This window comes from Streptomyces sp. NPDC086519 (genome assembly GCF_040686075.1).
In the GTDB taxonomy this organism is placed as follows: domain Bacteria; phylum Actinomycetota; class Actinomycetes; order Streptomycetales; family Streptomycetaceae; genus Streptomyces; species Streptomyces shenzhenensis.
In genome coordinates, this window is record NZ_JBFBJL010000087.1 from 22,257 (window position 1) to 33,345 (window position 11,089).

The 11,089-nt window shown below is 73.3% G+C and carries 12 protein-coding genes; 4 read left to right on the plus strand and 8 right to left on the minus strand.

Going from position 1 to position 11,089, the window contains the following annotated elements:
• Positions 1-93 precede the first annotated feature (93 nt).
• From infB to rimP, 4 genes are all read right to left on the minus strand, one after another.
• On the minus strand, positions 94-3,210 hold the full coding sequence (infB, locus tag AB0P24_RS43180) for a translation initiation factor IF-2 (RefSeq protein WP_365804107.1): 3,117 nt from the start codon (positions 3,208-3,210) through the stop codon (positions 94-96).
• A 154-nt stretch (positions 3,211-3,364) separates the two neighbouring features.
• A complete protein-coding gene (locus AB0P24_RS43185) occupies positions 3,365-3,634 on the minus strand; it encodes a YlxR family protein (protein WP_365804109.1) in 270 nt (89 codons plus the stop codon).
• A gap of 146 nt (positions 3,635-3,780) precedes the next feature.
• The gene (gene nusA, locus AB0P24_RS43190; RefSeq protein WP_365804111.1) at positions 3,781-4,767 is read right to left on the minus strand and encodes a transcription termination factor NusA; all 987 of its coding nucleotides are present in this window, start codon (positions 4,765-4,767) and stop codon (positions 3,781-3,783) included.
• Between the two features lie 2 nt (positions 4,768-4,769).
• Entirely contained in the window at positions 4,770-5,279 is a 510-nt protein-coding gene (gene rimP, locus AB0P24_RS43195) for a ribosome maturation factor RimP (protein ID WP_365804113.1), read from the minus strand.
• 432 nt (positions 5,280-5,711) lie between these two features.
• Between rimP and AB0P24_RS43200 the strand changes: the two genes are divergently transcribed.
• Genes AB0P24_RS43200 through AB0P24_RS43210 form a run of 3 tightly spaced genes read left to right on the plus strand, consistent with a single transcriptional unit; the run spans position 5,712 to position 7,530 of the window.
• On the plus strand, positions 5,712-6,125 hold the full coding sequence (locus AB0P24_RS43200) for a hypothetical protein (protein ID WP_365804115.1): 414 nt from the start codon (positions 5,712-5,714) through the stop codon (positions 6,123-6,125).
• The gene (locus tag AB0P24_RS43205) at positions 6,122-6,610 is read left to right on the plus strand and encodes a ferritin-like domain-containing protein (protein ID WP_365804117.1); all 489 of its coding nucleotides are present in this window, start codon (positions 6,122-6,124) and stop codon (positions 6,608-6,610) included. The genes AB0P24_RS43200 and AB0P24_RS43205 overlap by 4 nt, the downstream gene beginning before the upstream one ends.
• 23 nt (positions 6,611-6,633) lie before the next feature.
• Entirely contained in the window at positions 6,634-7,530 is an 897-nt protein-coding gene (locus AB0P24_RS43210) for an aminoglycoside phosphotransferase family protein (RefSeq protein WP_365804119.1), read from the plus strand.
• A gap of 88 nt (positions 7,531-7,618) precedes the next feature.
• On the opposite strand, the gene AB0P24_RS43215 is transcribed toward AB0P24_RS43210, so the two are convergent.
• The 4 genes from AB0P24_RS43215 to AB0P24_RS43230 are packed head-to-tail and all read right to left on the minus strand — an operon-like array spanning position 7,619 to position 10,581.
• The gene (locus AB0P24_RS43215; RefSeq protein ID WP_365804121.1) at positions 7,619-7,819 is read right to left on the minus strand and encodes a ferredoxin; all 201 of its coding nucleotides are present in this window, start codon (positions 7,817-7,819) and stop codon (positions 7,619-7,621) included.
• Position 7,820: 1 nt separating this feature from the next.
• Entirely contained in the window at positions 7,821-9,038 is a 1,218-nt protein-coding gene (locus AB0P24_RS43220; RefSeq protein ID WP_365804123.1) for an NADH-ubiquinone oxidoreductase-F iron-sulfur binding region domain-containing protein, read from the minus strand.
• Positions 9,035-9,613, minus strand: coding sequence for a ferric reductase-like transmembrane domain-containing protein (locus AB0P24_RS43225; RefSeq protein ID WP_365804125.1), 579 nt, complete (start codon positions 9,611-9,613; stop codon positions 9,035-9,037). Before AB0P24_RS43225 ends, AB0P24_RS43220 begins: the two co-directional genes overlap by 4 nt.
• Positions 9,610-10,581 carry an FAD:protein FMN transferase gene (locus tag AB0P24_RS43230; RefSeq protein WP_365804128.1) on the minus strand — a complete coding sequence of 324 codons (972 nt, stop codon included), beginning with the start codon at positions 10,579-10,581 and terminating at the stop codon, positions 9,610-9,612. The genes AB0P24_RS43225 and AB0P24_RS43230 overlap by 4 nt, the downstream gene beginning before the upstream one ends.
• A gap of 45 nt (positions 10,582-10,626) precedes the next feature.
• Here AB0P24_RS43230 and AB0P24_RS43235 point away from each other — a divergent pair, with 45 nt between their 5' ends.
• Entirely contained in the window at positions 10,627-10,899 is a 273-nt protein-coding gene (locus tag AB0P24_RS43235; protein WP_365804130.1) for a hypothetical protein, read from the plus strand.
• Positions 10,900-11,089: the final 190 nt, after the last annotated feature.

The following is an 11,089-nucleotide window of genomic DNA, read 5'->3' on the forward strand; positions in this document are numbered from 1 at the left end:
GACGGTGCCTCTCAGCCGACCGGGTCGGCCGGATGGCGAAAAGTGCCGGCCGACGGCACCGGAGTCCCGTCGGCCAGCTACCAACCGTAGGCCTTACACCCGCGGCTTCTCGCGCATCTCGTACGTCGCGATGACGTCGTCGATCTTGATGTCGTTGAAGTTGCCGAGGTTGATACCGCCCTCGAACCCTTCGCGGATCTCCGTGACGTCGTCCTTGAAGCGACGCAGGCCCTCGATGTTGAGGTTCTCCGCGACCACCTTGCCGTCGCGGATGAGGCGCGCCTTGGTGTTGCGCTTGACCTCGCCGGAGCGGATGAGAACACCCGCGATGTTGCCCAGCTTGGACGACTTGAAGACCTCGCGGATCTCCGCCGTACCGAGCTCGACCTCCTCGAACTCCGGCTTGAGCATGCCCTTGAGGGCCGCCTCGATCTCCTCGATCGCCTGGTAGATGACCGAGTAGTACCGGACGTCCACACCCTCGCGCTCGGCCATCTGCGCCGCGCGGCCGGCCGCGCGGACGTTGAAGCCGATCACGATGGCGTCGGAGCCCATCGCCAGGTCGATGTCCGACTCCGTGACCGCACCGACACCGCGGTGCAGGACGCGGATGTCGACCTCTTCGCCGACGTCCAGCTGGAGCAGGGAGGACTCCAGGGCCTCGACGGAACCAGAAGCGTCACCCTTGATGATCAGGTTGAGCTGCTGGACCTCGCCGGCCTTGAGCACCTTGTCCAGGTCCTCCAGGGACACGCGGCGCGTGCGCTTCGCGAAGGCCGCGTTGCGCTCGCGGGCGGCACGCTTCTCCGCGATCTGGCGGGCCGTACGGTCCTCCTCGACCACGAGGAAGTTGTCGCCGGCGCCCGGGACGTTGGTCAGACCCAGGACCTGCACCGGCGTGGAGGGGCCGGCCTCGGCGACGTTGTTGCCGTTGTCGTCGAGCATGGCGCGGACTCGGCCGTAGGCGTCGCCCACGACCATCGTGTCGCCGACCCGCAGCGTGCCTCGCTGGACGAGGACCGTCGCCACGGCACCGCGGCCGCGGTCGAGACGGGACTCGATCGAGATGCCCTGCGCGTCCTGGTTCGGGTTGGCCCGCAGGTCGAGCGAGGCGTCGGCGGTCAGGACGACCGCTTCCAGCAGCTCGTCGATGTACAGACCCTGCTTGGCGGAGATGTCGACGAACATGGTGTCGCCGCCGTACTCCTCGGCCACCAGGCCGTACTCGGTCAGCTGACCGCGCACCTTGGTCGGGTCGGCGCCCTCGACGTCGATCTTGTTGACCGCGACGACGATCGGGACGTCGGCCGCCTTGGCGTGGTTGAGCGCCTCGACCGTCTGCGGCATGACGCCGTCGTTGGCCGCGACGACCAGGATCGCGATGTCGGTCGACTTCGCACCACGGGCACGCATGGCGGTGAACGCCTCGTGACCCGGGGTGTCGATGAAGGTGATCTTGCGCTCTTCGTCGTTGACCTCGGTCGAGACCTGGTAGGCACCGATGTGCTGGGTGATGCCGCCGGCCTCGCCCGCGATGACGTTCGTCTTGCGGATGGCGTCGAGCAGTCGGGTCTTGCCGTGGTCGACGTGACCCATGACGGTCACGACCGGCGGACGGACCACCAGGTCGTCCTCGCCGCCCTCGTCCTCGCCGAACTCGATGTCGAAGGACTCCAGCAGCTCGCGGTCCTCCTCCTCGGGGCTGACGATCTGAACCGTGTAGTTCATCTCGCCGGCGAGGAGCTGCAGGGTCTCGTCCGAGACCGACTGCGTGGCCGTGACCATCTCGCCGAGGTTCATCATGACCGCGACCAGGGACGCCGGGTTGGCGTTGATCTTCTCCGCGAAGTCGGTGAGCGACGCGCCACGGGAGAGACGGATGCTCTCGCCGTTGCCGCGCGGCAGCATCACGCCGCCGACGCTCGGGGCCTGCATGGCCTCGTACTCCTGGCGACGCTGCCGCTTCGACTTGCGACCACGACGCGCCGGACCGCCGGGACGGCCGAAGGCGCCCTGCGTGCCACCACGGCCGCCGGGACCGCCCGGACGTCCGCCGAAGCCGGGACGACCGCCGCCGCCAGCGCCGGGACCGCCGCCGAAGCCGCCGCCACCGCCGCCGGGGCCACCGCCGCCGGGACGGCCGGCGAAGCCGCCGCCACCGCCCGGACGGGCGCCACCGCCGCCGGGACGGCCGGCGAAGCCGCCGCCACCGGGACGGCCGGCGCCGCCGGGACGACCCGCACCGCCGGGACCGCGACCGCCGCCACCGGGGCCGGGACGCGGGCCGGCAGCGGGACGCTGCGGCATCATGCCGGGGTTCGGACGCGGACCCGCGGAGCCGCCGCCGGGACGCGGACCGCCCTGCGGGCGGGGCATGCCGGACGGGCTCGGACGGGCACCGCCGGGCGCCTGCGGACGCGGACCGCCGCCCTGGGCGCCGGGCGCCTGCGGACGGGGACCGGCGCCGGGGGCACCGGGGCCACCCGGGCGCGGACCGCCCTGCGGGCGCGGGGCCTGCGGGCGGGCCATGCCGGTGGAGCCACCGGACGTGAAGGGGTTGTTACCGGGGCGCGGGCCGGCCGGACGGGCACCGCCGGGACGCGGGGCCTGGCCACCGGGACGCGGCGCGCCCTGACCCGGACGGGCATCGCGCTGACCGGGGGCCGGACGGCCACCGGGGCGCTGGGCACCCTGGCCCGGACGCGGGGCGTTGCCGGGACGCTGGCCCTGTGCGGCGGCCGGGCTCGGCGCCGCGGCGGCCGGAGGCGCCGGCGGAGCCGTGAACTCGGGCGCGGCCGGAGCCGGACGCGGCGCGGGCTTCGGACCCGGGACGGGACGCGGGCCGGAGGCGGCCGGCGCGGGGGTGACCGGCGCCGGTGCCGGAGCCGAGGGCGCCTGCGGAGCCGCGGGAGCCGCCGGGGCCTGCGCCTGCGGCTGCGGGGCCGCCGGACGCGGGGCGCCCGGCTTGGGGGCACCCGGACGGGCCGCCTGCGCCGGAGAGGGCGCGCCGGGCCTGGGGGCAGCCTTGCGCGGGGCGGACCTGCCGTTGCCACCGCCCTGGAAGGCGTCTGTCAGCTTGCGTACTACGGGCGCCTCGATCGTCGAGGACGCCGAACGGACGAATTCACCGAGTTCCTGGAGCTTGGCCATGACGACCTTGCTCTCAACCCCGAACTCCTTGGCGAGTTCGTATACCCGGACCTTAGCCACTTCGCTCCTTTTAGGTCCGGGTGCGTCCGGACCGTCGCTACTTCATGGGCGTACTCATCGCGTGCTCATCGAGTGCTCATCGCAATCTCGACCTACTTCCAACTCGCGGGGTACCAGAGCCGCACGGACGTTCCGAACGACGCTTCTTACGGTGTTACTGCTCGACGTACCGGCGCAACGCCTTTACGTCCAGCGGGCCCGGGGCGCGCAGCGCCCGCGGGAGTGCCCGGCGGCGCACCGCCTGGTCCAGACAGACCTGGACAGGGTGTACATACGCTCCCCGGCCGGGCAGCGTACCGCGAGGATCGGGGACACATTCGTCCTCGACCGCCACGATCCGCAGCAGTTCGGTCTTGGCCGCTCGCTGCCTGCACCCCACACAGGTGCGTTCAGGGCATGCGCGGGCTTGCGTCCGGCCAGACACAGTTAAGTCTACCTCCCCGTACCGACCTCACCCCTTCGGGGCAAAGATCGAACGGCTGTTGTCGTAATCCAAGCGACCTGCGGCTTGGAACTATTCCCTCCGTCCGAGTGAATCCCGGACGGAGGAAGGGTCACCCACCCGGCGATCTACTCGGACACCTGTTCGGTATCCGGGCGGATGTCGATGCGCCAGCCGGTGAGCCGGGCGGCCAGCCGGGCGTTCTGTCCCTCTTTGCCGATCGCCAGCGACAGCTGGTAGTCCGGCACGATCACCCGTGCGGACCGGGACGCCAGGTCCACGACCTCCACCTTGGAGACGCGGGCCGGGGACAGCGCGTTCGCCACCATCTCGGCCGGGTCGTCCGACCAGTCGACGATGTCGATCTTCTCACCGTTCAGCTCGCCCATGACGTTGCGGACCCGGCCGCCCATCGGGCCGATACAGGCGCCCTTGGCGTTCAGACCCGAACGGGTGGAACGGACCGCGATCTTCGTACGGTGACCGGCCTCGCGGGCGATGGCGGCGATCTCGACGGACCCGTCGGCGATCTCCGGCACCTCCAGCGCGAAGAGCTTCTTGACCAGGTTCGGGTGGGTGCGGGAGAGCGTGACGGACGGGCCGCGGACACCCTTCGCCACCCGTACGACGTACGACCGCAGCCGCATCCCGTGCGGGTAGGTCTCACCGGGGACCTGCTCCTGCACCGGCAGGATGGCCTCCAGCTTGCCGATGTCGACGAGCACGTTCTTCGGGTCGCGGCCCTGCTGGACCACTCCGGTGACGATGTCGCCCTCGCGGCCGGCGTACTCCCCGAGCGTGGCGTCGTCCTCGGCGTCGCGCAGCCGCTGCAGGATCACCTGTTTGGCGGTGGTGGCGGCGATCCGCCCGAAACCCGACGGGGTGTCGTCAAACTCACGCGCCTCCTGCCCCTCCTCCAGGTCCTCGGGGTCCTCCTTCGCCCACACGGTCACGTGCCCGGTGTTCCGGTCGAGCACCACGCGCGCGTGGCGGCGGCTTCCCTCGGTGCGGTGGTAGGCGATGAGGAGGGCCGACTCGATCGCCTCGACCAGCAGGTCGAAGGAGATCTCCTTCTCCCGAACCAAGCCCCGCAGGGCGCTCATGTCGATGTCCACGGCTACGCCTCCTCCTCTTCCGTCATGTCCTTCTTGTCCTTGCGGTTGAACTCGACCTGCACACGCGCCCTGTCGATCTCGGCGAACCCGAGTCTGCGGCTGGTGGCCTTGCGGCCCTTGACGCCGGGCACCTCCAGGTCGAGGCCCGTGTCGTCGACGTCCAGGATTCTGGCGACCAGTTCGCCGCCCTCGGTCAGCTGGAACCGCACCAGGCGGTCCACGGCGCGCAGGTAGTGCCGATGCTCGGTGAGCTGGCGCTCCGCGCCGGGGGTGCCGACCTCCAGGGTGTACTCCCCCTCGCCCATCGCGTCCGTCTCGTCGAGCTTCGCCGAGAGCTCACGGCTCACATCGGCGATCTGGTCCAGATCCGCCCCGGTGTCGGAGTCGACGACGACGCGCAGTACACGCTTGCGGCCGACGGAGTCCACGGCGATCTCTTCGAGATCCAGTCCCTGGGAGATGACGAGCGGTTCCAGGAGCTCTCGCAGCCTCTCGCTCTGGGTGGTGCTCATCCGGGTGACTCCTCGGCCGCGTGTGCTGTTGTGGGATGGGTCGTGTGTCTGGTCAAAGGGTATCGGGTCGCGGGGGGTGTTGCGTGCGGGTGCCTCCGGCGGTGGGGCCGTTCGCCTACGGGGGGTGGGGGCTCTGGTTTGCGGGCGGGTGCGGGGTGTTCGTGGCTGGTCACGCGGTTCCTCTCGCCCCTTGGTCGGCTGCGGCGGAGAGGCGTCGAGGCGGTGACGCCGGTTGGGGGGATGCGCGGGTAACGTGATCACGGCGGAGTGCATGCCCGCCCGTGTGTTCGTACGAGCCCCCTGAGGACGTCTGCCGTGTCGTTCCCCTCCCTGTTGCGCAGAAGGAGCCTGTTCGTCTCGGTGGCCTCGGCTGCCGTGCTGGTGGGCTGCTCCACTGATTCGGACTCTGCCGGGAGCGGTGGGAGTCCGTCGGTGTCCGCGCGGGCACGCGCGCGTGCGGCGCGGGACAGCCGGGGGCTGTTGCGGCAGTACGACGCCGTCCTCGCCGCCCATCCGGCGCTCGCGGAGCGGTTGCGGCCGCTGCGGGCCGAGGTGGCGGCGCACGCGGTGGCGTTCGAGGAGGGCGCGGCCTCGCCCACGGCGACCGCATCGCCGTCGGCCACGGCGTCCGCATCACTGTCGGCCACGGCGTCCGCGTCGCCCTCGCCGGCCGTGCCCGCCGACGAGAGGTCCGCGCTCGCCGCGCTGGCCGCCGCCGAGCGGAGCCTCGCCGCCCAGCGGGCCGAGGCACTGCTGGACGTGCCGGGCGAGCTGGCGCGGCTGCTGGCCGCAGTGGCGGCGGCCGGGGCCGGGCACGCGTACCTGCTGACGAAGGGGGACCAGTGAGCGACGAGGCGAGGGCGGGAGTGCTCCGGGCGCTCCAGGCGGCGCTGGCGGCCGAACACGCGGCGGTCTACGGCTACGGCGTCGTCGGCGGCCGGATCGGCGGGCAGCGACAGGCGGAGGCGCGTCAGGCGTACGACGCGCACCGGGCTCGCCGGGACGCGCTGGTCCGCGAGGTACGGGACCTGGGCGGTACGCCCGTCGCCGCGAGCGCGGCGTACGCGCTGCCGTTCGCCGTCACGGATCCGGCGACGGCCGTACGGCTCGCCGCCGAGTTGGAGGAGCGGGTGGCCGACGTGTACTCCGACCTGGTCCGGGCATCCTCCGGCGAGCGGCGCGGCTCGGCGGCCGGGGCGCTGCGGGAGGCCGCGGTGCGGGCGGTGCGCTGGAGCGGGGAGAGCGTAGCCTTCCCTGGGCTCGCCGAGCGGGCGGGCTCCGGGGCGGCGGCCGGTGGGTCGGCCTCGCCCTCGGTCTCGGCGACTCCCTAGAGCCGGAAAGGAACGACTCGCGTATGGCTTTCGAACCGCCGCGGCGCCTGGTGAGGGCGCTCGGTGAGACGGCGCCGGACGGTGACGAGTGGCTGGAGAAGCTGCCGGACACGGTGGAACAGGCCGTCGCGCTACGCGAGTTGACCGTGGAACGGGTGCAGGTGCCGGGCGGGCGCAGCAGTGTGGTGCTGCTGGTGCGGCGGGCGGACGACACGCCTGCCGTGCTGAAGCTGGCGCCGCGGCGGGCCCGGCCGGAGAGCGAGGCGGCGGCGCTGGCGCACTGGGGTGGGCTCGGTGCGGTGCGGCTGCTGGAGGCCGACGGGACCGCGGGGGTTCTGCTGCTGGAGCGGCTGCATCCGGAGGTGTCGGTGCGGTCGCTGCCCGAGGCGAAGGCGTTGCTGGAGGCGGCGGGGACGCTGCGGCGGCTCTGGGTGGAGCCGCCGTCGGGGCACGCGTTCGAGACCGTGGCCGAGCGCACCGGGCGGCAGGCCGCGGCGATGGCCCTGTCGGCCGGTGACGCCGAGGTGGCGCCGTTGGTGGCGGCGGCGGTCGCGGCCCGGGGGGAATTGCTGGCCGCGCCGCCCGAGCGGCGGCTGCTGCACGGCACGTTCCGGCAGAGCAAGGTGCTGGCCGGGGAGCGGATGCCGTGGCTGGCGGTGGGGCCGGATCCGGTGGTCGGGGAGTGCGCGTTCGATCTGGCGCGGTTGGTGCGGGACCGGGTGGAGGATCTGATCGCCTCGCCGTCCGGGGCGTCGATCACCCGGCGGCGGATCAGACGGCTCGCGGAGTCGCTTGAGGTGGATCAGGAGCGGTTGCGGGGGTGGACGCTGTTCCGGGCGGTGGAGTCGGGTGTCCGTGCGCGGAGGGTGGGGCGGCCGCGGGATGCGGAACTGTTGCTTGAATTCGCCGGGTGGGTCTGACGTTTTCGGGCGCGGGCCGGTGGGGGCTGATCGTGCCCACGCGGCGGAGCCGCACATGTGACACAGCCTCGCGTTCCTTTCGGGGCGTTCAGCCTTCCCTCAGTCTCAAGGCCAGGACGGGACAGTCGGCGGCCGCTCTGCGGGCTCGTTTCCTCGTGCGCGGTGGTATCGGGCGGTCGTCCACCAGCGGGTAGCCCCATTCGTCGAGGGTGATGTGCTCGGGGAGGAGCTCCGCGCACAGGCCGTGGCCCTGGCAGGAGGTCCAGTCGACGGAGATGTGCTGGTCCATGTCAGATCCGTTCGGCGGGGACGGGCAGCAGGGGCGAGTGGTCGGTTGCGGTGCAGTGGCCGTGGGAGTGGGCGTCCAGTTCGGTCGCGAAGGTGGTGAGGGCGCTTCGGACCAGGCGGACCGTGCCGTCCGGGTGGTGGCAGGCACCGCGGCCCTCCACCAGGCCCGCCCAGCGGGAGAGGTCCGTGCGGGCGGTGCCCTGGGGGCCGGGGGTGGCCAGGGTCTGGAAGGCGGCGGCCATGCGCGGGAGGCCGTTGAGGCAGGGGCCGCACTGGCCGGCCGACTCCAGGGCCAGGTACCGCAGGAGGCGGGCGGTTTCGGCCGGACCGCAGCGGCTGGTGGGGAGAGCGGCCAGGACGCCCGCGCCCGAGTAGGCGGCCGAGAGGGGGACCTGGGCTGCCTCGGCGGCCGGGATCCAGGTGCCGTGGTAGCCGCCGACCAGGACCGCGGACACCCCCTCCAGGGGGAGGAGCCGGCCGACGGGCATGCCGAACGGGGCCTCCACGACCCGGACTTCACGGCCCGGCAGGTGCAGGGTGCAGAGGGTGCTGCCGGGCTCGGCGGGAGTGCCGGCCGAGCGGAACCAGTCGGCGCCGTAGCGGGCGATCAGCGCCAGGTGGGCCAGCGTCTCGACGTTCTGGACCAGGGTGGGGGCGCGGCGCACCCCGTGTTCGCGGACCGGCGGGTCCGGGTGGGTGGGGCGGGCGGGGCCGCCCGAGAGGTACTGGACGAGGGCCGAGGCCTGGCCGGCGAGGAAGCGGGCGGGCAGGCGGACGACCTGCACGGGCACCGGGTCGTGGCGCTGGGCTGTCGCCTTCTCCAGGTAGGAGGCGCCGTCCTCGACGGCGAGGTAGGCCTCCGCCGCGCCGACCGCCTCGGCCGCCGCCTGTAGCCCGTCCAGGACCAGATGGGGCGAGAGCCGGAGCAGGGTCTTGTCCTTGCGGCTGGCCGGCTCGCTCTCCGCGCCGTTGGCGACGACGATCGGCGCACGCTCGGTGCGGCGGGCCGCGTCGGTGACCGCGGCGAACTTCCGGTACGCCGGGAAGCCCGCCCCGCCGCGTCCGGTGAGCCCGGATTCGGCCAGGGCGCGCAGGAGGGCGGCCGGACTGCCGTACGCGAGCGGGCCGTAGCGCTGTTCGTGCGTGGTGAGGTCGGCCGGGGTGCCGCCGGGGGCCAGCAGGCGCGGGGGCATGTGGACGTCGGTGAAGAGCGTGGTCATCGGTGGGCGCCTTCGGTGTGCAGGAGTGCGGCGGGGGTCTGGCGGGCGGCGCGGACGGCCTGGGCGGCGCGCAGGGCGAAGGCCGTGAGCACCGTCGCGACACAGCTGACGGTGAGCCAGGTCATCCAGTCGGTGCCGGCGTCCGTGCCGACGCCGATGCCGTGGACCAGGGCGACGGGCCAGGAGGCGTACGCCAGCCAGTGCACCGTCCGCCAGGCGCGGTGGCCGAGGCGGTCCCGCAGGAGGCTGGTGACCAGGACCGCGAGCATCAGGTCGAGGGCGACCGTGCCGAGGCCGAGCCAGAGCGGCTGGTAGTCGGAGACGAAGGGAACGAGGGCGTCCAGCGCCGTGATGTTCACGTAGCCGTCGGCGACCGCCACGGCGACGTGCAGGGCCAGGAAGGCGGTGGCGGAGAGGGAGAGCGTGCGGTGCAGGCTCATGGTGCCGAAGCGCGGCAGGCCGGGCAGGCGGGTGCGCAGGCGGACGGCGATGCCCAGGAGGACGACCACCGTGAAGAGGACCAGGCAGACGGCGCCGGTGGCGCGGTTGGCGTACCACAGGGTCTCGGAGGTCATGCCGCCGCCTTGAGCGCCGCGCGGTGGGCGGGCCAGCCGGGCGTGGTGACGACGGTGCCGTGGTGCGCCACCAGCCGGGCCGGCAGGCCGAGGCGGGTCAGCCAGCGTTCGGCGCCCGCGCCCTTGACCAGGGCCGCCGTGGTGGCCGCGTTGGCGTCGGCGCAGCTGGCCGCGGCCACCGAGACGGTGCGCCACGGGGAGCGGACCGGCAGTCCGGTGCGCGGGTCGACGATGTGGTGGAGGTCGTGGCCGCCGCGCTGCCAGCGGCGGGCGCTGGTGCCGGAGGTCGCGAGGCCGCCGGAGCGCAGGCCGACGGTGTCGTACGAGCCCTGCGCGGGCGTCTCGCCCACCGGTCCGGTGATGTCCTGGACCCGGATCTGCCAGCCGTCCGCCGGGGGTTCACCGGCGACGGCGGTGTCGCCGCCGAGGCTCACCAGCACCCCGCAGCCGGCCGTGTCGGCCAGTGTTCGCGCGGCCCGGTCGGCGGCCCAGGCCTTGGCCGTGGCGCCCAGGTCGAGGCGGACGCCCTCGGGGACGACGACCGTGCCGGTGGCCGGGTCCAGGGTGACCTTGCGCCAGCCCGGGACGCGGCGCACCCGCAGGGAGACCGGGCGGTCGTCCTCGCTCACGAGGGTGAAGTCGCGGTCGTAGCCGATCGCGTCCATCGCCGAGCCGACGGTCGGATCCACCGCTCCGTCCGTGGCCTCGGCCGCGCGCAGGGCGACGGCGAGGGCCTCCGCGAGCAGCGGGCTGACCCGGACCGGGCGGCCGTGGGTGGTGTCGAGTGCGGCCAGTTCGGAGTCGGCGCGGAACCGGCTGCAGGCCGCGTCCACCTCGGCGAGCTGCCGGGCGAGGAGCAGGTTGCAGGAGTCCAGCAGGGCCGGGTCGGTGACGACCAGGCGGACGGTGGTGCCGAGGGCACGCCACTCGGCGGCGGCCGTCGGCCGCGGGGCGGCGGCGCGGGTCATGACGCCCCCGAGGTGGCGTCGGCGGAGCCGGATCCGTTGCCGGAGGTGAGACCGCCGGAGGAGGACTGGAGGTTCGAGGAGGAGTTCGACGACGAGGAACTGTCCGTGCCGGAACTCGAGTTGGAGCCGGAGCCCGTGCTGCCGCTGGTGCTCGACGTCGTACCGCTGCTGCTCGACGTCGCCTGGGCGTCCGACTGCATGGTGCCGACCAGAGCGAACACCCCGGCCGTCGCGGCGAGCACGACCGTCGCAGCCAGGGCCGCCGTGCGCCGGGTGCCCCGGCGGACCGCCGCGACCGCGCCCCTCTCCCGCTCCTGACTGCGCTGCTCTTTCTCGGTCATGACCGTTCCCCTCCTGAGTGACTTTCTGTCACGCATTACGTTCGGGTACCGGTCTGAGAGAAGTCTGTGAGTCACCCATACGAAGCGGAAGAACTGCCTGAGACGTTCCTGAAAAGCCGCAGCGGCCGCCGGGGGGTCACCGGCGGCCCCCGCGGCGGGGCACGGGT